Consider the following 23,957-nt stretch of genomic DNA (forward strand, 5'->3'; position numbering starts at 1 on the left):
AACTTAGGGAAAAGGTAGACCAACTTCTAGCAGAATTAACTCCCCAAGTTATAGCATCGATTACTGGATATCCTTTCATTTTGGAAGCCCTATCTGTTGCCAATATAATTTAAATTGGTATGAGATACTCTTCACAATTCCTTGCTTGACCATCTCATCGGCAAGTTCTCTTGATGTCCAATGACTAATCGGTCGCCCATAGGTCTCAGGCTTTTTACAGGCAATTGCAAATAGCCGTAGAATCTCTTCTAGGCTAAAAGTGGCGGGAGCACCTAATCGCTCGGCATCTCGTAATCGCTCTACGACTGGAATCTCTTTCTCCCTTAAGCTTAACCACCGTTCCCGCCACAACCTTGCCATGTCTCGACTGATAGACAGCTTTCTACCTATTTCCCGATGATTACATCCTTCGTCAGCAAGTAATACCAATTCCCTAAATGTTTGCGACAGATCGGGTTTTGGATTCCGCGCTCTGCGCGGTCTTTTCAAAAAATGATGCGTTGCATCTTTTTTTGAAAATGGTATATAGCGATCCTAAATGAGTTGTAATTAATTTGTAGTGCAGACATCTTGCCTGCAAGGACTAGAAGCCTATACTACGTTCATCAACAATTAAGGAGCGCTATAAGATGATTTTGGCTCTCAAGGCTATTTGCTGGGGCGTGTTATGACGATTGACGATTTGCTGAAGATCCCGACGTTCGGTTTTATGCACCCCCTGACAAACAACGAATCGCTTCCAACATTCCTTTGGCTTTATTGAGGGTTTCTTGATACTCATAGGCTGGCTCCGAATCGGCGACGATTCCTGCGCCTGCCTGCACGCTAACCACACCATCTTTGGCAATCAACGTCCGAATTGTAATCGCTGTGTTTAGCTGCCCCTCAAAGTCGTAATAACCATAGGCTCCTGAGTAAGTACTGCGGCGATCGCGTTCTAAGTTGTGAATGATCTCCATAGCGCGAATTTTGGGAGCACCACTGACCGTTCCCGCAGGAAAGCAAGCTTGCAGTAAATCCCAAGCATTTTTACTAGAATGCAATTCCCCCACCACATTACTGACAATGTGCATGACATGGGAATAACGTTCAACTGTCATCAGTTCATCTACGACCACCGTGCCGCTGCGACAGACCCGCCCTAAGTCATTGCGACCTAGATCCACCAGCATGACATGCTCGGCAACCTCCTTGGGGTCATTTAGCAAATCTTCTGCGAGGGCAGCATCTTCGGCTGAAGTCGCACCGCGTGGGCGCGTGCCTGCGATCGGACGCACGAGTGCCTGCATGGTGTCACCAACTTTATCGGCTTTGACCATAACTTCAGGGCTAGAACCGATTACCTGCCAGTTGTCGAAGTGAAAGTATGCCATGTAGGGCGAAGGGTTAATCAGTCGCAGCGAACGATAGAGGCTAAAGGGCTCACCTGTAAATGGTGTGGATAGCCGCTGAGATAGTACCACCTGAAAAATATCGCCAGCCTTGATATGTTGTTTTGCCAACTTGACCGATTCGCAAAAATCCTCACGGCTGATATTACTGGTGTAGGCGAGGGGTGGCTGTTGTGAGGGATTTGTCCAGTTAATCGCCGTTTTTTGTCGATCCAATGGCGATCGCAGCTTATCCACTAGTACCTGGACGCGATCGCAGGCTGCGTTATAAGCAACTTGCGGATCGGGATGGGCACGCAGATCGGCATAGGCGATCGCCCAAATTTTGCGTTTGACCTGATCGAAAACCAGCAGGCTATCAATCTGCATCCAGAGTCCATCGGGTAGATCGCCCTCTTGGCACTCATAGACTGGAACTTTGGGCTCAATCCACCGAATTAGCTCGTAGCCCCAAAAGCCAATCAATCCGCCTAAACTTGGCGGTAGCTGCGGCAACTTCACAGGATGAATCGGCGCAATACAGTTTGCCAAATGCTGTAGCGGATTGCCAATATGGACTTGCGTCGTCCCATCTCTAAAAGTCTGCGTAGTGCGATCGCCTCTTGCTTCCAATCGCCACAGCGGATCGCAGCCGAGTAAGCTATAGCGACCAATATGTTCGCCCCCTTCTACCGATTCGAGTAAAAAGCTATAGGGTTGTCCTTGACAGACGCGATACCAAGCTGAAACAGGTGTATCGAGGTCAGCAACCAATTCTTGGTAAACAGGAATAAAGTTACCCTGTTCGGCAAATTGCCGAAATTGTGAATATTCTGGGAAAGTCATAGTAGAAGCGGCTCACTCTAAAAGCTTCATGGGGATGAGAGCCAGTGAGGGTAAAAATGGACAACAAACTAAAGGGCGAGATATCTCGCCCCTCTAGTTTAAATGATAAATAAATAATGAATGATAGCTAAAGATAGCTTTGCTCCGAGATTGCCTCAGATTCCCGAATAAATCCGAGAACTATAGTAAAGACTTATCCACCGAATAAATCGGAAAATAAACCTAAACTTCGTATGTTGCTTTACCAGTGAACTTGACTGAGATTGGGTTGGGGTTATCACCAATCTTGCGGCTAACACTGTTGACAGCTACACGACCAGCATTGACCTTCTCTGGGAATACGCCATCGTTGGGATGCAGGTAAACCTGATCGCCATTGGGGAATTCACGCCAGATCTTGTAGTTGTTGATCTTAAACTTGCGTAGTTGCGTACCGAGGGCTAGTGCCTGTTCCTTTTTGGCTAAGTACAGTAGGTTATCACCCGATACCATCGTAGCTGCACCACCGGTAGGTAGTTCAAACACTTGTTCCTTAGGGCTGTTCCAAGCGATTAGATACTTTTCTTCGGTGTAAGCGGCGGAGAGAAGTCCACCTGTGCTGCCATTCCAGATTGGGGTTTTGCCTGTGGGCTTACTGTCAGACATTGAGATTTTTCTCCCAGATTAATATTTTGGTATTTGAGCATTTCGCTCATCATTTTGCCTAGCTATTTAGACGCATTGGAACAGAAATGCTTTTTGTTATCAAGTGCAAAGATAACATCATCTGATACCCCCGATTCAAGCTTACTTAACGTTACTTTACTTAAATATGAAGCTCGATCTGCGTAATGAATTCAAGACAAAAGTTCGACGAATTTCAATGCCAATCACAATGGATATTTGGTCAGAACAAAGCATTTAGCGATAAATCTTTGCAAATCTTAATATTCCAATGACGTTTGTTTGCCCCAGTCAAAATCTTGAAGCGATGGATCAAGCGATCGCAACTTATACCATTTTCAAAAGTAATGCGACGCATTACTTTTGAAAGACCGCGCGGAGCGCGGAACTCAAACCTCGATCTGTTGCAAATTCAAGTGAAGTTGGTATTAGCTGGCTCTGTAAATATCTGTGTTTTCAAAATCCCTTATCCCAACATCCCCCAAAAAGCCGTAGGGGCAAAGCATTCCCGCATCAATCTATTGGTTTTCAGATTTCTTTGTATATGGGAATGCTTTGCCCAAAACCTCACAGCACAGGGACAAGCAATCAAGAGGGTTTTGCATTTGCTTATTGAGATTTTGGTGGTGATTTAAGGATGGTGTCGCAAATGCAAAACCCCTACATACAGGTTGACGTTATGGATTGAACACATCAGGGATGGCTGTCCAATTGCCAGAGGGGATAAAGGCTGCCCAATAGTAGGGAAATTGATATTTTTTGAGCAAATCTAGCTGAATCGTTTTGAGCGACTGACTGCGACCTTGACTGGCTTTGAGATTTTTGTAATAACTCTCGACTAACTCTCTTGTAGTTTTGTCGTCCACCGACCATAGGCTCATGACTTGACTCTCGACCCCAGCGAGGGTAAAGGCACGACGCAAGCCGTAAACGCCTTCGCCACTGGTGACTTTGCCCAGCCCCGTCTCGCAAGCCGAGAGAAATACGAGTTTAGTACCGCGTAGGTCGATCGTGGTGACATCCTGGGCTGTGAGTAAGCCATTGCAATTGGGGTCGTCGCCGCAAACTTGACGCTGGTTAAAGTTGGCGAGAACTAGTGCCGAGAGAGAAAGCGGATTTTGGCGGATTGGGGCATCGGGATCGACATTGGGCGGATCGGCAAGAAAGAAGCCGTGGGTGGCAAAGTGGAGAATGCTGGGACTGCGAAGTTGCTTGGCAGCAGTTTTAGTGGCTTGGGCTTGGCTGAGTAACTGCGCCTTTGGTAACAGGGTCTGAATCGCACTGGTCTCGGCGGCGACATTGGGGAGGGCGCAGAAGATCTTACTGGCTAGGACAACCGATGGGTCAGAACCTCTAGAGGCAATTTTGGCTTCGCAGGGGTTGCGACCGATGCTGGCAATTAATTTGTCAGAGGGTTTGCCATAGTCGGGGTCAGAAAACAGAACGGGTTGTTGCAGGGTGATTCCCGTGCGTTTGAGGTGTAGCAAGTCCCGACCAGACGAGAGATAGGTGATGTCGTAGGTTTCGAGCAGGAAGCGGTTTTGCTCGTCCACGAGGGCGGCAAAAGGAATCAAATTGAGTTGGCTATCGGGAGAAATCAGCAGTTGCTTGGCGTTGCCCAATAGGGGGCGAATTGGTTGCATCAGCTTTTGGTCGAGTTCGCGGGCGGTTTGCTTGACCTGAGCAATGGTTAACTGCGGATCGGAGTCGCGATCGGGATTGGTGGGGTTGCGACCGATGGCTTGACGAAAGATTTGAATCGATTTTTCTAAAGGTTCGGCTTCGCCGAGGTCTACCCATTTGGGTTCGCCTTGGGGATGAAGGATATAGGCAACGTAGCGAGGTTTACCCCATTTGTCTTTATCCAAGCCAGCTTTAGGGTTGAAAGGGCTATAGCGAAAGAATTCAATCAGAATGGAATCGGATGGGATTTGTTCTTGGACTGCCTCTAGGGTAACGGTTTCAGTAATGGCTTGCAGTTCTGTACTGCGACGGTTGAGGCTGGACTCTAGTTCTTCGGCTTGTTGTTGGAGGGGACGATATTTGTCGATCGGGGTGTTTTTGAGGGCGAAGTTAGCGAGTTGGCTCTTGAGCGCTAGCCATTGGTCAAATTGCGGTTGGATGTCGGGGGTAAGTCGTTGGCGCAGGGTTTGGAGGTTTGTCGATAAGATATCGAGCAGGCGACCTTTACGTTGCAAAATCGCGGTTAGGGCTAGGCGAATGGCAGCGGGATTTGTGGGTGCGGCTTGGACGTGGAGGGAGATTGTATAATTTGTTTGCGATGAAACAGTCTGCATATAAGCCTGTTTTTGGGTTTCTGTGCCAGATGCCAGATTGAGTTTTAAGTTATGTTCTTCAACGTCGAGTCCCTTTTGGCGGAATGTAATGGCGCGATCTACATTCCCTTGTGACTGGTACAACACTGCAAGATTGTAGAGGCTCTTGGCAATATAAGGATGATCGTCTCCAAAGACTTTTTCGTGGATCGCGAGTGCGCGTTTAAAGAGGGGTTCGGCGACAGAGGAATTCCCTTGGGCGCTATACAAATTTGCGAGATTATTGAGACCAAAGGCGATATCGGGATGATTGACTCCTAGGGCTTTTTCCCAGATCGAGAGGGCACGTTTAATGAGGGGTTCGGCAACAGAGTAATTTCCTTGTGCGCGATATAACCTTGCGAGATTGTTGAGATCGGATGCGACATCGGGATGATTGACTCCTAAGGCTTTTTCGTCGATCATAAGAGCGCGTTTATAGAGGGGTTCGGCGACAGAGTAATTCCCTTGGGCGCTATACAAATTTGCGAGATTGTTGAGGCTGGTGGCGACATCGGGATGGTCGGCTCCGAGCGCTTTTTCTCGGATCGCAAGGGAGCGTTTATAGAGGGGTTCAGCGGCGGAGTAGTTCCCTTGGTCTTGATACAACTCTGCGAGATTGTTGAGGCTTAGGGCGACATCGGGATGATTGGCTCCTAGAGCCTTTTCCCAGATCGAAAGGGAGCGTTTATAGAGGGATTCGGCGGCAGGGTAGATCCCTTGGTCTTGATACAACTCTGCGAGATTGTTGAGGCTGACGCCGACAAGTGGATGATCCGCTCCTAAAGCTTTTTCTCGGATTGCGAGGGATCGTTTATGGAGGGATTCAGCAGCAGGGTAGTTTCTTTGGGCGCGATACAACCTTGCGAGATTGTTAAGGTTAAAGGCGATGTCGGGATGATCGGCTCCTAGGAACTTTTCTCGGTTTGCGAGGACGCGTTTATAGAAGGGTTCAGCAGCAGGGTAGTTCCTTAGGGCGCGATAAAACTCTGCAAGATTGTTGAGGCTGGTGGTGACAGCGGAATGATCATCGACTCCTAGGATCTTTTCTCGAATTGCAAGGGCGCGTTTAAGAAGGGGTTCGGCGGCGGGGTAGTTCCCCTGCTTAAAGAGTACAACCGCTTTTTCATTGAGTTCCAATGCTTCTTTCAAGGCTGCGCTCTGCTCTGGGGTTATAGCAGGGGTTGTTTGGCTAAAACTCGGCACAGCGATCAATAAGGGAACTGCGATCGCTCCCAAGATTAAAATTAATCCCACCCGACTCAGAGACAAACTTGCCTTCAGCAGCATCCCATTCGCTCCTTCACATTTGGGTATTTCTAATAAAAAATTTTCCCACATTTCTAAGCACGCAGATCCCCGACTTTTTCTTAGCTGTCAAAAGGGGCTTGCAAGTTCGCCAAAAAAGTCGGGGATCTCAACTTCGGCATTACTCATCTGAGTTTACTGAAATTTTAAGCCGACCTATGAATTCTTGATATTTGCTAATGTTCTCTTCTTTTTTTGACCATAACTTTACTTTCTTAAAATCAATTGGATGCCGTTTGGCGACCATTACCGCTTGATCTAGATTTTGGCGATCGCATCGGACACAATTGCTGCAAGCTCAGCTAGGGTTAAGTCTTTGTGGATTGACAAGGGGTTTATCTGCTCTGCGAGGACGACGGCGTTGGCGGTAATATGCTTTTATTTCTGCTTCTGGGGTCAATTTGAGGCGCTGGGCTAACAGCATTTTGATCTGTTCCACAAAAGGCGATCGCGGATTCCATGTATAGATGCGGGTTTTCCCAACCGAACGACTCACTAACAGTCCTGAGTTTTCAAACTTTTGCAATTGTTTTTGCACCGTACTCAAAGCGATGCCATAGGTATCGGCGATCGCTTTCCCATACCCTTCATCATAATTTGCCAGATATAGCAAAACTTGTTCGGGTGCTTTACCTCCAAAAAGTTCTTTCAGCATGGTTTTGAGCGCAAGTATATCTACCTACTATAGCAGTTATTTAACCTACATAATAGGTTTATCTTTGTGTCCAACCGAAAGCGATCGCGGGGCAAATTTTTCAAGCTCGTCGAGAATGCCCAGATCCCCGACTTTTTGCGAACTGGCAAATCCCGTGCGATCGCCTAAAAAAAATTGGAGATTTTAACCTCTTAGCGACTTACTTCAGTTCGATCGCTGGCAACTCCTTCAAATCTCCAAGATTGTGACGCTCTAGCCATGACTCCCATTCCGCCTGTAGTCTTTTTTCTGTGGGGTTCGCTCGTCGCATCGCATCCAAGATCGCCAAACCATCGTACTCAAGTGCGCGATAGCGTTCCCATAGAGATACCTGCGATATTGAAGTTGGAGTTTGACACTGATTGGACGATACTCTTTGCAGCTTGCCTACCACAAAGTCATCATGTTCGCGTTTACCTGATTCGGGGTTAGGTGGTTCGCAAATGATGCTAAATTCCCACCGATAGGACTGCCCTACGGCAAGTTCGTTAATGCTGCCATTCGTGGGTAACGTTACGCGTAAAATTCCCGACTTTCCAGCTAGATTGTAGGTACGGCGATAGATCGTCTCCTTGTTACTATCTTTCAGGACAAACTCTGCCTGACTTGCCGATGTGGTCGGTACGAAAAACAGCAATACGGGATAAGCGCTTGTGGTCAAGATGCGTTTGTCCAGTGTAGGAGACAACACATTCGGGACAACTGAAGAACAACTGCCACCTCGTATCGTCGGATCTGTTGGCGGTGGCGGATCGTAAACAGGGATGTCTTGCGCTCTTAGCAACTGGTTTGGCAGAGCCAACCACAAAAAAGCCATTAACGCGATCGTGTTGAGTAACTTAGTCTGGTAAAGAGTTTTCATGCACCTACAAGGGATAATTCAGCGAAGCCTTTTGTAGTAGGGTCAGTCTCCCAAGTGCCTACCCCTTGGGAGTTAGGGCAACCACGGGGGATTGCCCCAACAGTTTTTGGTATAGATTTTTTTGCAAATCGCCTAACTATAAATTTACAGGATTTACAGGGGCTGCGAACCAAAATTTTCAGCATTAAATTAATTCCGAGCTGCAATCTCCACTCTGGTGTAGGCTGCCGCGCATACACAAGCGATCGCTCCGTCACTTCAGTTCGATCGCTGGCAACTGTTTCAACCCTCCAAGTTTATGACGCTCTAGCCATGACTCCCATTCTGTCTGTAGTCTTCGATCCGTAGGATTCGCTCTTCGCATCGCATCCAACACCACCAAGCCATCGTACTCAATTGACCGATAGCGCTCCCACAGAGACACCTGTGATACAGCGGACTTGGATTCATCTGATGGAGCCACTCTTTGTAACTCGCCTACCACAGAATCATCATGCTTGCGAACATCTGGATCGCAGATTAGATTAAATTCCCAATGATAGGAATGCCCTACATCAAGCTTGCTAATGCTGCCCGTAGGTAACACCACTCGCACAATCCCCGACTGTTTGGATAGCGTAAATATGCGACGATAAATCGGCTGTTTCTTACTATCTTTGAGCGCAAACTCTACCTGACGCGCCGATGTCGTGGGCACAAAAAACAGAAACGTTGGATAGGCAATCGTTGTCAAAATGCGCTTGTCGAGATCGGGAGACAATACGTTAGGGGCAACTGCAGAACATTTACTACCCTGTGTTTTGGCTTCTGTTGGCAAGGGTGCAGGAATGGGAGACCTCAGTATCCTACGGATTGTTGGAGGAGAATTTCGTATGGTGTTGTCTGTTGGCGGCGGCGGATCGTAAATAGGGATGTCTTGCGCGCTTAGCAACTGGCTTGGCAGAGCGATCGACAAAAAAGCCATCAGTGCAATTGTTTTCAGGAACTTAGTTTGATAAAGAGTTTTCATGCAGGTACAAAGGATAATTCGGAGAAAACAATTGAGGCATTGAAAGTCGCTTTAAACGCTGCGCCTTTTTTTGGACTAACCATAAATTTACAGGATCTGCGCTTATGCTATTGAGCAAAGATAAACATTAGAAAAACTTTCATGGATTGGTTTTACCTGATTTTGGCTGGTGCGCTAGAAATTGTATGGGCAACAGGCCTCAAATACACCGATGGATTTTCCAAACTTCTACCCAGTATTGGCACGATCGCGGCACTGATCGTCAGTTTTCTGTTTTTAGCCCAAGCCTTAAGAACCCTGCCAATCGGGACGGGCTATGCGATTTGGACGGGAATTGGCACGGTGGGCACGGCGATCGCGGGAATTATTCTCTTTGGTGAATCCCGTGAATTTACTCGTCTTGTCTGCATTGCCATGATTATCCTTGGAATCATCGGGCTAAAGCTGGCAACTCCTTCCTCAGTTTGATGGCGACAAAAATTCGCGCATATACTGATTCACCAGTTGAGGCTGTTCTTGCTGCACCCAATGACTGCAATGGGGAATATAGCGAAGGGTGAGGTTGCGAACGTAGGCTTCCGTTCCATAGGTGAGTTCCTTCCCAAGAGCAACATCATTTTCACCCCAAATCATCAAGGTGGGAATCTCTAATACATCCCATGGCTTCGATGGCAGCGCCGATCGCACATTGCGGTAGTAGTTCAACATAGCTGTAAGTGCGCCGGGTTTAGCAGCCGCTTCCCGATAGATCTGGAGATCGGTTTGAGAAAAAGCGGTTTTATCGATCGCTGCCTCTGAGAATGCTTTCCCAATTGCCTCGCAATTGTTCCACCGCAACAGGAATTCTGGCAACCAAGGGAGTTGGAACAAAAAGATATACCAGCTTCGCAAGAGCTGAGGTAGGGTGCGTAAGCCCTCGGCAAATTTAGAAGGATGAGGAAGATTCATAACGATGAGTTTATCTAACATCTGGGGATAGGCATAGGCGAAGTGCCATGCGATCGTGCCACCCCAATCATGGGATACCAGCGTACAGCGATCGTAGCCAAGTGCTTCTATGATTCCCTTAACATCTAGGATAAACTCGGCGATCGTATAGGCTTCAAGGGCAATAGGTTTATCGCTTTCGTTATATCCCCGCAGGTCGATCGCTACAACTTTGTAATCCTTGGCAAATTCAGGAATTTGATGTCGCCACGAATACCAAAATTCAGGAAAGCCATGCAGCATTAGCATTAGCTCACCTTCCCCCTGCGTGACATAGTGCAGGCGAAGGTGATTGGTGGTGAGAAAGCCATGTTGCCAAGTTTCAGAAAGAATCGTCATGCGATCGCTGCTCCTAAGAAATTCTATAGCAATCCTAAATGAGTGCGTAGGGACAATTCATGAACTGCCCCTACAAGTCTACCCAGAAACAAGAATCTCTCCTGTATCAAATAGGATTGCTATATGATGTTTCAACGCAAAGCCCAAGCGAGAAAGCGCTCGGTATAGTAAAGCGCAAATTGATTGCTGAGTCCTTGAAAAACCTCATCAAACGCATGATCTGCCCAAGGAATTTCAAGAAAAGCAGCCTGCGTGCCAGCCACTTGCAAGCGTCTTGACATCTCATGTCCAAATTTTGCCATCACAATCCGATCTTTGCCACCATAGATCAAAAGCGATGGTGGCATGGGACGATTCGCTAAATTAATCGGCGAGGCCAACCGATAGCGATCGCCAAATTGTTCGGGAGTTCCCCCCAGAAAGGTCTTCAGCATAGTGCGGCTATCAATTGGATCGGGAGAAGGTAGATCGTAGTAACCTGCGAGTAAATCCACAGGCCCGTAGTAGTTCACCACAGCTCGAATGGGCATAGACGGAGGATCGGGACTATAGGCTGCCAACATCGCTAGATGCGCCCCCGCCGATCGCCCGATTAAGGCAATCCTCCCCAGATCGGTCTCATACTCGCGCCCATGTTGCTGAATAAACTTCAAAGCCATTTGCACATCCTCGAGCTGGGTGGGGAATGTATAGCGAGGTGCAAGGCGATAGGAAATAGACCACACCACATAGCCCTTTGCTGCCATGTAGCGACTAAATTTGGCATGATCGGCGACACTGCCTCCCTGCCAACCACCCCCATGCACGACCACAATCGCAGGATAAATTCCCGTTTGAGATGGACGGTAAATATTTAGTGTGAGGGGAATGCGATCGGGATCGGCGAATTGAATTCCTGCGGTAAATCGAATCGGTGGGGATGGAATGCCCTGTAAGAAATCCAGAAAGCTAAAGGGTTGAGATCGCATTTGTGACTGCCTGCGATCGGGAATCTGTGCCAGATAATTGCTCCCGATCGCCTGAGCGATCGCTGACTCAGCCGCTTGGATCGTGCTGGGCAACTGGCTCAGGGGAAAGAGGCTGAGAATCAACCCCATAGTACTAAAGGCGAGGGCAATGCAGTATCGCCGTAACTTTTGGGGGGATTTCGGTTGGCGTTTCTTCGCATTCCTGTGAAAAAGCTGGGTCGATTGCCATAGTGCTAGCAGTGCGATCGGGGCATTCAAGCCAGCGAGGAGGGGACTAATTTCTGGCGCTCCAACAGAAAGCGGCATCAGCGAGAAGATGGGCGCAGGAATCAAGATCCAACAACTCAAGAAAAGCACAATACCGCTGATAATCAATAGCAACATAGGATTCCCACTTTCATATTCTGGCGATCGACTGAAAACTCCTTGAGGGAAAAACAAAATGAATGCCTCACCACCCAAGAGCGCAGCGAATTATTTACAACTCATCGCATATTGCCATCCTTAATCATTTGTGTGTAGGGGCAATTCATGAATTGCCCTACGATTCTATAGAGAAAAAAGAATCTCTCGTTTATCATGTAGGATCGCATAATTCATATTCATAATGACTATGAATTATTGTAAATACACTCAAAATAAGTACGTTTAAAAACATTTCTTGGATCTTTTGAGAAAAGGTTATAACTTCAAACAGTACCCATAAAAAACTGGAAAGAAATTATGGCGAAAAAAGATAAAGATGGCAATCATAACCACAAAACTGCTCAAGACCATCTCGTGATGCCACCAGCAAAAGTCCAAAAAGCTGGAAAAAAGGCGCATAAGTCTGGAGATTTACTAGAGAAACTACCCAAGGGAGTTTATGAAAAAGAACTCAATCGACTACATATCGAACTGGTCAAACTCCAAGAATGGGTAAAGTATAAGAAACTCAAAGTCGTGGTGTTGTTTGAGGGAAGGGACGCAGCCGGAAAAGGTGGCACGATCAAAAGGATTACCGAATGTCTGAATCCTCGTGTTTGCCGAGTTGTGGCATTGGGAACCCCTAGCGATCGCGAGAAAACCCAGTGGTATTTTCAACGCTATGCCGCACATTTACCCGCTGGGGGTGAGATCGTGTTGTTCGATCGCAGTTGGTATAACCGTGCTGGCGTGGAACGGGTGATGGGCTTTTGCACCCATGAGGAATATGTCGAGTTTCTGCGTTCCTGTCCTGAATTTGAATGCATGTTACAACGGGCTGGAATCCTCCTGATTAAGTATTGGTTCTCAGTTAGCGATGACGAACAAGAAAAGCGATTTCAAGAACGGATTAAGAATCCTCTAAAACGCTGGAAGATCAGCCCAATGGACTTAGAAGCGAGAGCCAAGTGGGTTGAATACTCTAAAGCGAAGGATGATATGTTTAATGCCACGGATATCAAGCAGTCACCTTGGTATGTCGTCAACTCTGACGATAAGCGACGGGCTCATATCAACTGTATTTCGCATCTATTGAGTCAAGTTCCCTACGAGGAACTCAAAAACATGCCGATAGAACTTCCACCTCGACAGCATGAAATGGATTACGTGCGCCCACCCATGCAGCTCCAAAATTTCATCCCCAATGTTGCTCTATCCAATGCTGTGGATAGTAAGGATAGTTCCGAAAAAACTTAAGGATCCTCAGAAACTTCTGTCTCACTTGGGGAGAATTGCGTGCGCGGTAAAGCCGCCACGATCGCATCGAGCACTTTCGTAACCTGCACGAGCTCCAAGCCATAGTCTTGCAGCACCTGCGTCGTAGGAATAATTGCGCGTTTAAACCCCAATTTTGCGGCTTCTTTGAGGCGTAAATCCAACTGCGAGACGGGGCGAATTTGTCCGCCCAAACCCACTTCCCCAATCAGCACGGTGCGCGGGTCAACCACCCGATCGCGAAAACTGGCTGCGACTGCGATCGCAACACCCAAATCCACTGCGGGTTCTCCCACATTTAACCCTCCCGCCGAGGCAACATAGGCATCCAGTTTCGATAGGGGAATGCCGATGCGTTTCTCTAATACCGCCAGAATTTGCAGAAAGCGATTGGTTTCAATGCCTGTGGTCGTGCGGCGCGGCGAACTATAACTGGTAGGGCTGACCAATGCCTGTAGTTCCACCACGAGGGGGCGCGTGCCTTCGCAGGCAACAATCGTGGCAGTACCGGGAGCAGGCTGATCGCGATTGCCCAAAAACAATTCCGAGGGATTCGTAACTTCCAATAGGCCGCGTTCCACCATCTCAAAAACTCCAATCTCTTGAGTCGCCCCAAACCGATTTTTGACCGAACGCAGGAGTCGATGGGTGGCAAAGCGATCGCCTTCAAAGTACAAAACCGTATCGACCAGATGTTCCAACACTTTTGGCCCCGCGATCGCGCCATCCTTGGTGACATGCCCCACAATAAAGAGGGTGATATTCTCGCGTTTTGCTACGCGCATCAGTGCTGAGGTACATTCCCTTACCTGCGACACCGAGCCGGGAGCAGCATTGAGATTGGCAAAATATAGCGCTTGAATACTATCAATCACCGCCACAGGCGGACGCAGCGAATGTAACTCTTGTAAGATCGTCTCTAGGTCGGTCTCTGGCATCAAGTAGAGATTTTGAGAATTCTCATCGTTTAAACCAAGCCGTTGCGATCGCAGTTTCACCTGTTGGGCAGACTCTTCAGCGCAGACATACAGGGTGGGATAGCGAGTCATCAACTGTTGTGCGACCCCCAACAGCAGCGTACTTTTACCAATTCCCGGCTCGCCACCAATCAGGACGAGCGACCCCGGCACGATGCCCCCGCCCAACACCCGATCTAACTCTTCGTAGCCTGAGGGCAGTCGGGTTTGATGGTCATCACCAATCTGAGCCAAGGTTAAGGCTTGTCGAGGCGTTGGCGCACTCGATGACTTATGACTGGGTAATTTGGCGATCGCTGCCCCCATCGGTGCGGCACTAGCCACGATTTGCTCTTGCAGGGTTCCCCAACTGCCACAGTCGGGGCAACGCCCATACCCCTGCGGGAAATCAGCGCCACACTGCTGACAAACATATCGAGATTTTGGTTTTGCCATTTTGGTTCACCGTCAAGGCAACTTAAGAGAAAATAAACTGATGGTACATTGTAGGTATGCCAACAGGTATTTCCAGCATAGTCTAGATTCTCGTTGAGGTAATGTAATGAAACGTTCTTGGTTAATGGTTGCCATGGCGATCGCGCTGATCGGCTGCGATACTCAACCTACTGCTACCGTGTCTAGCCCTCCTACAGCTAGTTCCACACCTACACCTACCGTAGCGAAGGAAGAAGCGATCGCCAAGGTGTCCCTAGTCGAGGAAAAGCCTGTATTTGTTCACCCCAAGCAAAGCCCCAAAGAAATCGCTGCTGAAGTAGGATCTGGACTAAATGTGGCTGACACCATCCGCACCCAAGGTAAGGGAAGAACTCAAGTTGATTTTAATAATGGTGTTGCCTTCCGAATTGGTGGGGATTCTATTTTGGAGATTCAACCCCAAAATCGCCTCCATCTCGTATCTGGTGAGATGATTACATGGGTACAGCCAGGGTTAAAAGTGCCCACAGAAATTTCTACTTCCGTGGCAACAGCAGCCATTCGCGGCACGACTGCCTATGTGGAAATCCCTAAAGACATCAATCAGGGTGTCCGCTTCTTTTCTTGGGAAGGAACGGTGGTGGTGCGGTTAGCCAACTCGTCGCAAGAGATCGTTCTATCCACGGGTGAGGAAATAATTGTCAAACCGAACTCTAAGACCCCGCCAGTGGTGTATCGCTTAAATCTGCAAGAATGGAAGGGTCGCTCTATGAATAGTCGCTTTTTACGCAGCTTTAATGCGCCTCTACCCACCCAATCGATTATCGATAAACTCGTTCCGGGACAATCAAGTCTCGATCAAATTCCTCCAGCAAAGTAGTATTTTGGCATTCCTTGCTGGGCAACAACCCCAGCTTTTGCAAGGAAGCGATCTCTTAGGGATTTACCATAAAATTCAGTTAAATAAATTGAGTCAAGGCGATCGCACAAAGACTAAAAGTTTCTGCCCACTCCACCGTTGCACCGTAGGTGTCACCCGTATGTCCGCCAAATTGCCGATTGAACCATGTACCCACCAGCCATGCGAAACTAAAACAGATGCCAGTAATCTTGAGGATAGAAAGCATCGGTTTCACGCCAAAGCCAAATACAAATATTCCTCCTATGCCAAGGCTAGCTAGGGTTAGGAGGATTCCCAGCAGCCACACCTGCCAAGCTTGAATGCTATCTCGATGGAACTTCCCTTTGCCCTCAGGCTTGAGATAGGGATAAGCCGCGATCGCTCTCAGTTGTCCCCAACGCCCCCATGCGGATATGGAGATCAGAATCCAAAGACGGTAATCGCTAAGTTCCGCGATCGCCAAGACCTTTAAAAGAAGAATGGCGATCGCCGCGATCGCGCCATAAGCCCCTGTCGTACTATCCACCATCACAGCGAGGCGACGCGACCTATCGGTGACGGCTAATCCATCGGCTGTATCCATTGCGCCATCAAGGTGTAGACCGCCAGTAAGTAGTACACCCGCAAAGGTGACGAGTCCCGCTCTTAAGAGGGAATGTGTTCCCACAAGCCACCCTAAGCCCCAATCGATCGCACCGAGCAACAAACCAATCATAATCCCCACGACTGGTGCATAGACTGCAATTCCACGAAAATCTAAGTTTCCACTTGGATGTAAAGGGATACAGCTATAAAAAATCAATGCTGCTTGAAAAGTCTGCCATTGTTTGAACATTTATCTTCAAGAATTCTCTTTTAAGCATTCTCTTTCAAACCTAGTACAAATTTGTGGATGCGTTCAAGAACCTGTGGTCTGATTTCATGACCCATGTCGTATTCCTGATAATCGACTTTTGCCCCCAATGCTAATAGGCGATCGCGGGTAGACCTTGCAGCAGTAATGGGGACAACATAATCCTGCACTCCGTGGGCAATCATCACAGGGGGGATCTTACTGGTACTGAGTTCTCCATGTAGATAACCACTCAAGCACACCAACCCTGCTAAAGGGAATCGCGAACCAATGTCTAAGGTCATCGCGCCACCCTGCGAGAAGCCCATGAGAATTGTGTTGGCGGGGGGAATGCCCATGCGATCGGGAATCGCTTGTAAGAATTCCGTCAAGAGGGTTTGACTCTCTGGTAAACCTGCTTTAGCTTCGTAGTCTTGTAGGTCATACCACATCTTGCCATCGGGGACATTCGGATGATCGAAGGGAGCTTCGGGAAAGATAAACTGATAGTTCTCTAACTGCAACATCGGAGCCAGCGAAACCAAGTCATCGGCATTAGCACCCCAACCATGCAGGGCAACAATTAAGCGATCGGCTTGCTTGGATGGAGAGGATGGGAACGAACGGAATTTTAGAGGTAGAGAAGTCATCTTAAATATTGGATGGATTGCGAAATTGCAAGTTTAGTTAATCTAGTAGGAAAGCAATGTCAGAGATCCCTATACTACTTCTCCGTTAAAGTCCAAACCCCATCCCAGTCAATAGGCGGAGCGCTTTGCAGGAAGTGTTGGCAGCGACTGAGATGCAAATTAGCAGCTTTGTTACTGGGATCGAGTTCTAGTACTTGGGCAAACTCGCCTGTTGCCAAGGCAAACTTGCGATTTAGATAATGTTCTCTACCTTTGTGATAGAGTTCGATGATTGTTTCTTTGGTGGGGTCTAGCGGATCGGAAGCCAAGCCGACTAACTCATACACGCCAATCGGTTCGTGTTTTCCCTTGACGCGAATGCAATCAAGCTCTCTGACCCGAATGCGATCTCCGCATAATTTGTAGGTGCTTTCGCTAATAATCACATCCGTACCATATTGCTTACTCGCTCCCTCAAGGCGCGAACCAAGGTTAACACCATCACCGATCGCCGTAAATTCCATGCGACGGGTGGAACCAATATTGCCACTAATGACACTATCGGAATTAATTCCAATTCCAATTCTAATCACAGCCATATCTATCTCTGACAGAGAAAGATTTGTCAGATCGGCGAGGCGATTGACATTAACGTCTTTTAGGGCTTCCTTGATCTCTTCTTGAGAAGCATTGGTGAGATGAGCAAGGCGACGGGCGTTAAAGTCGATCAAGCGTTTTCGCATATCGATCGCAGTTTGCACCGCCATCCAAGCATGGTCGTGAATCGGGAGGGGCGACCCGAACACGGCCATAATCGCATCGCCAATGTATTTGTCTAACGTACCTTTATAGTTAAAGACCGCCTCCACCATCGTCTCAAAATATTCGTTGAGCATCTGTACCACCTCTTCGGCGGCTAACTTTTCCGTGATGGATGTATAACTGCGAATGTCTGAGAACAGGACAGAAACTTCCTTGCGATCGCCGCCCATCTTGGCATCCCCTGCTTGCAAGAGTTGTTCGGCAAGTTCTTGCGTCATGTAGCGATACATCGTACTTTTGAGCCGTTTTTCTTGGCTGATGTCTTCCATCACCACCAGCGCACCACGCACTCCCGTACCATCATCCGCTTCGGACATGGTATTGATCGAAAGGTTAATACTGCGTTGCTCGTCCGTGCCAGATTTTAGCGTTTGATCGGGATAGTACTGCTTGCGACTTTTCTCATCTGTGCCTTGAAGACTGGCATCAAACCACTTGGCAAAATTTGCCTTTTCGATATTGATCAGATCGTAGATAGAGCGACCTTCTAAACGGACGGGATTATGTACATTTGTGCAGCCGAGTAACTCATAGGCTCGTTCGTTGGCAGCGACAATCGTACCTTTATTGTCCGTGGACAACACGCCATCAGAAAGACTGCGCAAGATGTCCTTTTGCATTTGCTGCTCTTGCTTGACCTTGGCGAACAATTTGGCATTTTCTAGCGCCACACCTGCTTGGATGTTAAACACCTTCATAAATTCTTCATCACCACTGTTAAAGCTGGCTTTAAAGCATTCAGGTGCTGCCGGCCAAGTTGTGGCATCGTAATCGGGAAACTCGCCCCGCTGCCGCTTGTTAACCAGTTGCGTCACGCCAATTAATTCTTTATTGGAGTTAAATACAGGCATACACAACAGGCTACAGGTGCGGTAGTGGTTGAGTTGATCGAATTTTTTAGAATTGTCCGCGTCGGGATGCTCGTACAGATCGAAGGGAATATTTAAAACTTCCCCTGATACTGCCACACGCCCAGCAAAGCCGACCCCCATCGGTACGCGCAACTCTCTCGTAGAGCCATCTGCATTCGTAATTTGCGTCCAGAGATCGTTACGATCGCGATCGATCAGCCAAAGCGTACTGCGATCGGCATTCATCAATAGTTTGGCTTCATCCATTACCTTTTTCAAGGTTTCTTCGAGGTCTAAACTTTGACCTAAAGACAAGGCAGCTTTCATCAACGCTTCAGCCGCACGTTGCTTTTGAGCAGCGGAATAAAATGCCTGAGAACTTTCTAAAATCAGCCGCATGGAAGGGGCAAACTGAGCAAATAATGCTCGATCGGCTTCCGTAAACCCGACGCGATCGACGCGATCTTCCAAAGGTATGGCAGGATCGTAGGGATCGCTTACCAGTAGTTTATTAATTAGCTGTACGACGGCAACTAGATCGCCATTGCCATTGAGCAGGGGCATCGCCAACATGGTGTAGGTGCGATAGCCAGTCCGTTCAAATTGCTTTTTGGCTTGGGCAGAGCGCGGATCGCTAAAAAAGTCGAAGGGAATATTTACAAGCTCTTTAAAGGTAGCAACTTCTCCCGCAATGCTGGTCGGCTCCGTCGAGATCCGAATTTCAACATTTCGACCGTTTTCACCAGGTACATTCGTCCATAACTGGTTGCGATCGGCATCTAGTAAAAAAATCGTGGTGCGATCGGCAGAGAGCAATTCACCAATCTTGAGGCGAATTGCCTGTAACATCTCGTCAAGAATGACATCAAAATCGGTATTTAACATACCGAGGGTTTGATTGACTACCTCTAGCTTTTTCTCGACCTCTGAGACGACTTGCTTAAAAGTCTCTTGGGTTAAAGGAGCCAGCATCGAAGCAAAATTTCCCTTTGTGGTCGTTAATGCCCCAGAGTGAGCCGAGAGGGGCGATGCAGAATCAGGGTGATTAGGCTTAGAGATTAGGTCATCACTTTCTGCGACTACATCAATGATAGATGTATCTTCAGATGACAATCGATAAGGTGATGTAGATGCCATAACTGAGGTGAGAGGTTGATGATTCTCGAAACGGAGCAATTACGAGAACTCAAGGGTTTGTATATAAAGAAGTACGATTAACCTGCTGACGTAGATGCTTTTAATACAGAGGTTACTTTTGATACAAATAGAATTTGTCAATCCAAATAGTAACTATTAACCGAGCCTGAGTGCTTGTGAGAGATTCTACCATTTAAATTTAAGATTCAATGTATGGTTGCCAGCCAATGAATAGCAAGATACACCGATCGCCATGAGTTGCTGTTGCCGTAACAAAATCCGTAACCAAGTGTCTCGATACCGTATTACGTCAGCAATATCCTTGGGGCACAAAAATCTTTGCCGTTTACTACAAGATTTTGAAATTGCATGGTAATTTATTGCCATCTTAGATATCACCCTTTGAAGTGCTATCCTTACCAGGCATCTTGCCGTCCCCATTAGCGATCCCCTGTTGGCTATGTACATCAAACACATAGAATTGTCCCGCTTTAAATCCTTTGGTTCTACAACCGCAATTCCCATGCTGCCGGGATTTACGGTAGTTTCAGGGCCGAATGGTTCGGGCAAGTCTAATATATTAGACGCCTTGCTGTTTGCTTTAGGTCTATCGAGTTCTAAAGGTATGCGAGCCGAACGCTTACCCGATCTGGTCAATCAGGCACATAGTCAAAAAGGTCGGACGGTCGAAGCCTATGTAACTGTCACCTTCGATCTAGAAGAAGAAAGCGCCCAGTTAGCCGCTAGTTCAGAAACTGTCTCCGCTACCAATTTCGACAGTGGCTTAGATCCTAGCCCAGACACTAGCCTAGGCAATAGTACGCAACCCGAAGCTTCAGAAGCAATTGACGGGCAAATTCAGACTCTTGCAAATCCTCAAGAATGGACAGTTACAAGGAAATTACGGGTAACGAGCCAAGGAACCTATACCTCAACCTATTATGTCAATGGTACGCCCTGTACCCTCGGTGAGCTGCACGAACAACTTGCCAAACTGCGGATCTATCCTGAGGGCTATAACGTCGTCCTGCAAGGAGACGTCACCAGTATTATTTCCATGAACTCCCGCGATCGCCGCGAAATTATTGACGAGTTAGCGGGCGTTGGAGAGTTCGATCGCAAAATCGCCTCTGCTAAAGACAAGTTAGATGATGTAAAGGCGCAAGAAGATCGGTTTCGCATTGTCGAGCAAGAGCTAATTAGTACCAAAGAAAAACTCAAAGGCGATCGCGCCAAGGCAGAAAAATATCAGGCACTGCGGCTAGAACTAGAAAAGATGGAGCGGTCGGAAGTGGTGTTGCAGCACCGTGCTTTGCTCTATCAAAAATCGTTAAAAGAAATCGAGCTGACCAACAGTCATGAAAAAGCCGCACAGCTAAAAATCAACTTAACCGAGTTAGTCCAGACGATCGAGCTTGCCACCGTACAGCTCAACGAACTTAGTGCCAAGGTGCATACCCTCGGCGAAGAGGAATATTTATCGGTATCGACCAATTTGGCAGCCAAAAATGCCGAGTTGCGATCGCTGCAACGCCAACAACAGGATCTGATCGGCAACTACCAAGCTACCCAAAACCATATTGTCACCACCCAAGCAGATATCGATCGACTGCTACAAGAACTGGAAGGCTTAGCCACGCAAAAGCAACTGCAAGAGTCGCAAGTGAATGGGCTTAACCATGCCCGCGACCAACAGGCGGCGATCGTACAGCAATATCGCAACGAAATTCAATCGATCGCTACTTCTTCTGCTGATTGGATGCGCCAACAGGGACAAATGTATCAAGCCATTGATACCCTCCAAGCCACGATCGATCCGCAACGCCTAGAACATACGCGCCTAAAGGAATCCTTGCGCCAGTGGTCTTTACAACTGACAGGCTTTGAAACCGAACTTGCAGAACTGCAAAATGTTGAGGGGCGATCGCTGGAGGATGAATTACTCCTGCATCAATCAGAGGCAAAGGGAGCGCAGTCGTTAATTCAATCCCTGTCTATGTCTCTGGGAGCCGCCCAGATGGATTTGCAGACCAGCCGCGAAACGATCGATCGCCTCACCCAAGAGCAGCGCATTAAAAATCGTCAGCTTGATAAGCTAGAGGCACAGGCACAGGCGACTCGCGAAGTCCAAGGCACAAGGGCGACACAGATTATCATCGAAGCCGACTTATCAGGGGTGTTTGGCTTGGTTGCTCAACTAGGTTGGGTCGAACCACACTACCAACTCGCTTTGGAAATTGCCGCAGGAAATCGCTTAGGCTTTCTTGTCGTCGAAAATGACGAAGTCGCCGCCGAGGGAATTAATCTACTTAAGCTCGAACGTGCGGGTCGTGCTACCTTTTTGCCCCTGAATAAGATGCAAGCGGCACGCAACCTCAAAGCCGAGGATGCCAAGCGAGTCGGTGCGATCGACTACGCGATTAACCTCGTAGAGTTTGAAGAACGCTACAAAGATATTTTTGGCTTTATTTTTGGCAATACGATGGTCTACGGACATCTAGAGCAAGCCCGTCAATATATTGGCAGGCATCGGATGGTTACCCTAGATGGAGATTTGCTGGAAACCACAGGGGCAATTACAGGGGGAAGTGCCCCTAGCCGCAATGGCATTCACTTTGGTACAGCCGAGGCATCAGAATCCAATGAGGTGAAACAACTGCGCGATCGCCTCATGGAAATCGATCAAATGCTGAGTCGTCTCAATCAAAAAGCGCGGATGTCGCAGACGACGATCGCAAAATACGAAGAGCAATTGCTCAATGCCAGAAATGCCCACCGCGAAGCCCAGCTTCAGAGCGATCTGATTCAAGAACAGATTGGTCGCACGGGGCGCGATCGCGATCGGATTCAGGAACAAATTCACCAAACTCGCACAGCGATCGAACTCGGACAGGCGCAGGTGGCGAGTATGGAGCTAACCATTGCAGGTTTAGAGGCACAACTGCAAGTGGAAAGAGCCCAGCTTTCTGAATTAGAGCAGTCGAGCACGCATATTCGTTGGCAGCAGGCGCAAGAGGTACTGCAAGCACAAGAAGCACTCCTAAACACGGCTGAGATTGACCTACGCACGGCACGCCAACAACTTGCCAGTAATGAAAATCAAAACCATCTGGCTTTAGAAAAAGTCTCTCAACGCCAAGTGCGCTTGCAAGAGTTGCGTACCACGCAAACCGATTTACTCAACGAGAGTTCGCAAGCCCAAACCCATATCAAGCAAGCCGAAGGAATCATTGCCACGCTCCAAGCTAGATTGGATGGACTAGAACAGGTGATTGGTGCGACCAAGCAAGAACGCGATGCCTGCGATCGCGCCCTCAGCAGTCATCGCACTTCCCAGCAGGAACAGGAATGGCAACTGCAAAAACTGATCGAACAGCAAGCTGAGCTTACGGAACAGATCGCCAAGGTCAATCTCCAGCTAGAACAGTTGGAATTGCCCGATCCGCTGCCTGAAGTTCCCGCAGAAATGAACCTAGAACAGTTGCAACTCGAACAACGCCGTTTGCAAAAACGACTGCAAGCCATGGAACCTGTCAATATGATGGCGATCGCGGAGTATGAAAGTACGACGGCTCGCCTTGACGAACTCAGTGCCCGATTGGAGACGCTCAATCAAGAACGTACAGAACTCTTACTAAGAATTGAGAACTTCACTACGTTGAGGCAGCGATCGTTTATGCAAGCCTTTGAGGCAGTCAATCAAAACTTCAAAAATATCTTTGCCGAACTATCTGACGGAGATGGCTATTTACAGTTAGAGAATCCTTCTGCACCGCTCAGTGGTGGCTTAAACCTCGTCGCCCATCCTAAGGGGAAACCCGTTCAGCATCTCGCCTCCATGTCAGGGGGAGAAAAATCGCTGACAGCGCTCAGTTTTATCTTTGCCCTCCAACGCTATCGTCCGTCTCCCTTCTATGCCTTTGATGAGGTCGATATGTTCCTCGATGGTTCCAATGTCGAACGCCTTGCCAGTATGGTTCGCAAACAGGCAGACTCTGCCCAGTTTATTGTGGTTAGCCTGCGTCGTCCCATGATTGATAAAGCCGAGCGCACGATTGGCGTTACCCAAGCACGTGGCGCACACACCCAAGTTTTGGGCTTAGAACTACGCACGAGTTAATATAAGCCAAATAAGGGAATCGAGTTGTAGATAGAACAGTTTGTTACTTCCCTTTGTTTTGCCGAAACCAAGCAGATAAATCCTCAAGAGAAGTAAAATCTAGCCTGCATTATTCATGAGAACCCAAAAGAGAATAAAAATCAAGAAAAAAGGAAGAGGTATTTTGGAAAGGAAAGAAAAATCTTAATTTAAAAGAGAAAATGCATAGAAAAGAAGCCTTTATCGCTGTAAAT

Annotated in this window: 18 protein-coding genes; 5 read left to right on the forward strand and 13 right to left on the reverse strand. The window is 47.9% G+C overall.

Annotated elements, in window-relative coordinates; translation table 11 throughout:
* Positions 1-75 precede the first annotated feature (75 nt).
* The 3 genes from ACP2WE_RS24865 to ACP2WE_RS24875 form a co-directional block, all read right to left on the reverse strand.
* Positions 76-489 carry a helix-turn-helix domain-containing protein gene (locus ACP2WE_RS24865; protein WP_425218213.1) on the reverse strand — a complete coding sequence of 138 codons (414 nt, stop codon included), beginning with the start codon at positions 487-489 and terminating at the stop codon, positions 76-78.
* 218 nt (positions 490-707) lie between these two features.
* Entirely contained in the window at positions 708-2,216 is a 1,509-nt protein-coding gene (gene trpE, locus ACP2WE_RS24870) for an anthranilate synthase component I (protein ID WP_425218214.1), read from the reverse strand.
* A 222-nt stretch (positions 2,217-2,438) separates the two neighbouring features.
* Positions 2,439-2,861, reverse strand: coding sequence for a photosystem I reaction center subunit II PsaD (locus ACP2WE_RS24875; RefSeq protein WP_425218215.1), 423 nt, complete (start codon positions 2,859-2,861; stop codon positions 2,439-2,441).
* 365 nt (positions 2,862-3,226) lie between these two features.
* Here ACP2WE_RS24875 and ACP2WE_RS24880 point away from each other — a divergent pair, with 365 nt between their 5' ends.
* A complete protein-coding gene (locus ACP2WE_RS24880) occupies positions 3,227-3,514 on the forward strand; it encodes a hypothetical protein (RefSeq protein WP_425218216.1) in 288 nt (95 codons plus the stop codon).
* Positions 3,515-3,556: 42 nt separating this feature from the next.
* Here the strand turns inward: ACP2WE_RS24880 and ACP2WE_RS24885 are convergent, their stop codons facing one another.
* The 4 genes from ACP2WE_RS24885 to ACP2WE_RS24900 all read right to left on the reverse strand — a co-directional run bounded on the left by ACP2WE_RS24885 (position 3,557) and on the right by ACP2WE_RS24900 (position 9,067).
* Positions 3,557-6,535: a tetratricopeptide repeat protein gene (locus ACP2WE_RS24885; protein ID WP_425218217.1), complete on the reverse strand. Its 2,979-nt coding sequence runs from the start codon at positions 6,533-6,535 to the stop codon at positions 3,557-3,559.
* 265 nt (positions 6,536-6,800) lie between these two features.
* Complete coding sequence (locus ACP2WE_RS24890) at positions 6,801-7,157, reverse strand: winged helix-turn-helix domain-containing protein (protein ID WP_425218218.1); 357 nt, start codon at positions 7,155-7,157, stop codon at positions 6,801-6,803.
* 199 nt (positions 7,158-7,356) lie between these two features.
* Positions 7,357-8,058 (reverse strand): DUF928 domain-containing protein, encoded by a 702-nt coding sequence (locus ACP2WE_RS24895; RefSeq protein ID WP_425218219.1) that lies wholly within the window; start codon positions 8,056-8,058, stop codon positions 7,357-7,359.
* 253 nt (positions 8,059-8,311) lie between these two features.
* On the reverse strand, positions 8,312-9,067 hold the full coding sequence (locus tag ACP2WE_RS24900) for a DUF928 domain-containing protein (protein ID WP_425218220.1): 756 nt from the start codon (positions 9,065-9,067) through the stop codon (positions 8,312-8,314).
* 141 nt (positions 9,068-9,208) lie between these two features.
* Between ACP2WE_RS24900 and sugE the strand changes: the two genes are divergently transcribed.
* Positions 9,209-9,535, forward strand: coding sequence for a quaternary ammonium compound efflux SMR transporter SugE (gene sugE, locus ACP2WE_RS24905; protein WP_425218221.1), 327 nt, complete (start codon positions 9,209-9,211; stop codon positions 9,533-9,535).
* Here sugE and ACP2WE_RS24910 read toward each other — a convergent pair.
* Together ACP2WE_RS24910 and ACP2WE_RS24915 are read right to left on the reverse strand one after the other, a co-directional pair.
* Positions 9,527-10,393 carry an alpha/beta fold hydrolase gene (locus ACP2WE_RS24910; RefSeq protein WP_425218222.1) on the reverse strand — a complete coding sequence of 289 codons (867 nt, stop codon included), beginning with the start codon at positions 10,391-10,393 and terminating at the stop codon, positions 9,527-9,529. The genes sugE and ACP2WE_RS24910 overlap by 9 nt on opposite strands.
* 131 nt (positions 10,394-10,524) lie before the next feature.
* Positions 10,525-11,802 carry an alpha/beta hydrolase gene (locus ACP2WE_RS24915; RefSeq protein WP_425218223.1) on the reverse strand — a complete coding sequence of 426 codons (1,278 nt, stop codon included), beginning with the start codon at positions 11,800-11,802 and terminating at the stop codon, positions 10,525-10,527.
* 282 nt (positions 11,803-12,084) lie between these two features.
* Here ACP2WE_RS24915 and ppk2 point away from each other — a divergent pair, with 282 nt between their 5' ends.
* A complete protein-coding gene (gene ppk2, locus ACP2WE_RS24920; RefSeq protein ID WP_425218224.1) occupies positions 12,085-13,023 on the forward strand; it encodes a polyphosphate kinase 2 in 939 nt (312 codons plus the stop codon).
* On the opposite strand, the gene radA is transcribed toward ppk2, so the two are convergent.
* Positions 13,020-14,453, reverse strand: coding sequence for a DNA repair protein RadA (gene radA, locus ACP2WE_RS24925; protein ID WP_425218225.1), 1,434 nt, complete (start codon positions 14,451-14,453; stop codon positions 13,020-13,022). The two genes, ppk2 and radA, sit on opposite strands and share 4 nt — an antisense overlap.
* A 106-nt stretch (positions 14,454-14,559) precedes the next feature.
* Here radA and ACP2WE_RS24930 point away from each other — a divergent pair, with 106 nt between their 5' ends.
* Entirely contained in the window at positions 14,560-15,312 is a 753-nt protein-coding gene (locus ACP2WE_RS24930; protein WP_425218226.1) for a FecR domain-containing protein, read from the forward strand.
* Positions 15,313-15,391: 79 nt separating this feature from the next.
* On the opposite strand, the gene cobS is transcribed toward ACP2WE_RS24930, so the two are convergent.
* From cobS to ACP2WE_RS24945, 3 genes are all read right to left on the reverse strand, one after another.
* Positions 15,392-16,168 carry an adenosylcobinamide-GDP ribazoletransferase gene (cobS, locus tag ACP2WE_RS24935; RefSeq protein WP_425218227.1) on the reverse strand — a complete coding sequence of 259 codons (777 nt, stop codon included), beginning with the start codon at positions 16,166-16,168 and terminating at the stop codon, positions 15,392-15,394.
* 20 nt (positions 16,169-16,188) lie between these two features.
* Positions 16,189-16,815 (reverse strand): alpha/beta hydrolase, encoded by a 627-nt coding sequence (locus ACP2WE_RS24940; protein WP_425218228.1) that lies wholly within the window; start codon positions 16,813-16,815, stop codon positions 16,189-16,191.
* Positions 16,816-16,889: 74 nt separating this feature from the next.
* Positions 16,890-19,604 (reverse strand): GAF domain-containing protein, encoded by a 2,715-nt coding sequence (locus ACP2WE_RS24945; protein ID WP_425218229.1) that lies wholly within the window; start codon positions 19,602-19,604, stop codon positions 16,890-16,892.
* 460 nt (positions 19,605-20,064) lie between these two features.
* On the opposite strand from ACP2WE_RS24945, the gene smc reads away from it, so the two are divergent.
* A complete protein-coding gene (gene smc, locus ACP2WE_RS24950) occupies positions 20,065-23,724 on the forward strand; it encodes a chromosome segregation protein SMC (protein ID WP_425218230.1) in 3,660 nt (1,219 codons plus the stop codon).
* The last annotated feature ends 233 nt before the right edge of the window (positions 23,725-23,957 follow it).

Origin of the sequence: Tumidithrix helvetica PCC 7403 (assembly GCF_965232925.1) — a bacterium.
GTDB classification, from domain to species: domain Bacteria; phylum Cyanobacteriota; class Cyanobacteriia; order Pseudanabaenales; family Pseudanabaenaceae; genus Tumidithrix; species Tumidithrix helvetica.

Coding starts and splice junctions, on each gene's coding strand:
- smc (WP_425218230.1), top strand. CDS start 20,065: ATGTACATCAAACACATAGAATTGTCCCGCTTTAAATCCTTTGGTTCT.
- ACP2WE_RS24900 (WP_425218220.1), bottom strand. CDS start 9,067: ATGAAAACTCTTTATCAAACTAAGTTCCTGAAAACAATTGCACTGATG.
- ACP2WE_RS24885 (WP_425218217.1), bottom strand. CDS start 6,535: ATGTGGGAAAATTTTTTATTAGAAATACCCAAATGTGAAGGAGCGAAT.
- ACP2WE_RS24875 (WP_425218215.1), bottom strand. CDS start 2,861: ATGTCTGACAGTAAGCCCACAGGCAAAACCCCAATCTGGAATGGCAGC.
- ACP2WE_RS24880 (WP_425218216.1), top strand. CDS start 3,227: ATGCGACGCATTACTTTTGAAAGACCGCGCGGAGCGCGGAACTCAAAC.
- ACP2WE_RS24945 (WP_425218229.1), bottom strand. CDS start 19,604: ATGGCATCTACATCACCTTATCGATTGTCATCTGAAGATACATCTATC.
- ACP2WE_RS24930 (WP_425218226.1), top strand. CDS start 14,560: ATGAAACGTTCTTGGTTAATGGTTGCCATGGCGATCGCGCTGATCGGC.
- cobS (WP_425218227.1), bottom strand. CDS start 16,168: ATGTTCAAACAATGGCAGACTTTTCAAGCAGCATTGATTTTTTATAGC.
- sugE (WP_425218221.1), top strand. CDS start 9,209: ATGGATTGGTTTTACCTGATTTTGGCTGGTGCGCTAGAAATTGTATGG.
- ACP2WE_RS24890 (WP_425218218.1), bottom strand. CDS start 7,157: ATGCTGAAAGAACTTTTTGGAGGTAAAGCACCCGAACAAGTTTTGCTA.
- trpE (WP_425218214.1), bottom strand. CDS start 2,216: ATGACTTTCCCAGAATATTCACAATTTCGGCAATTTGCCGAACAGGGT.
- ACP2WE_RS24895 (WP_425218219.1), bottom strand. CDS start 8,058: ATGAAAACTCTTTACCAGACTAAGTTACTCAACACGATCGCGTTAATG.
- radA (WP_425218225.1), bottom strand. CDS start 14,453: ATGGCAAAACCAAAATCTCGATATGTTTGTCAGCAGTGTGGCGCTGAT.
- ACP2WE_RS24940 (WP_425218228.1), bottom strand. CDS start 16,815: ATGACTTCTCTACCTCTAAAATTCCGTTCGTTCCCATCCTCTCCATCC.
- ppk2 (WP_425218224.1), top strand. CDS start 12,085: ATGGCGAAAAAAGATAAAGATGGCAATCATAACCACAAAACTGCTCAA.
- ACP2WE_RS24910 (WP_425218222.1), bottom strand. CDS start 10,393: ATGACGATTCTTTCTGAAACTTGGCAACATGGCTTTCTCACCACCAAT.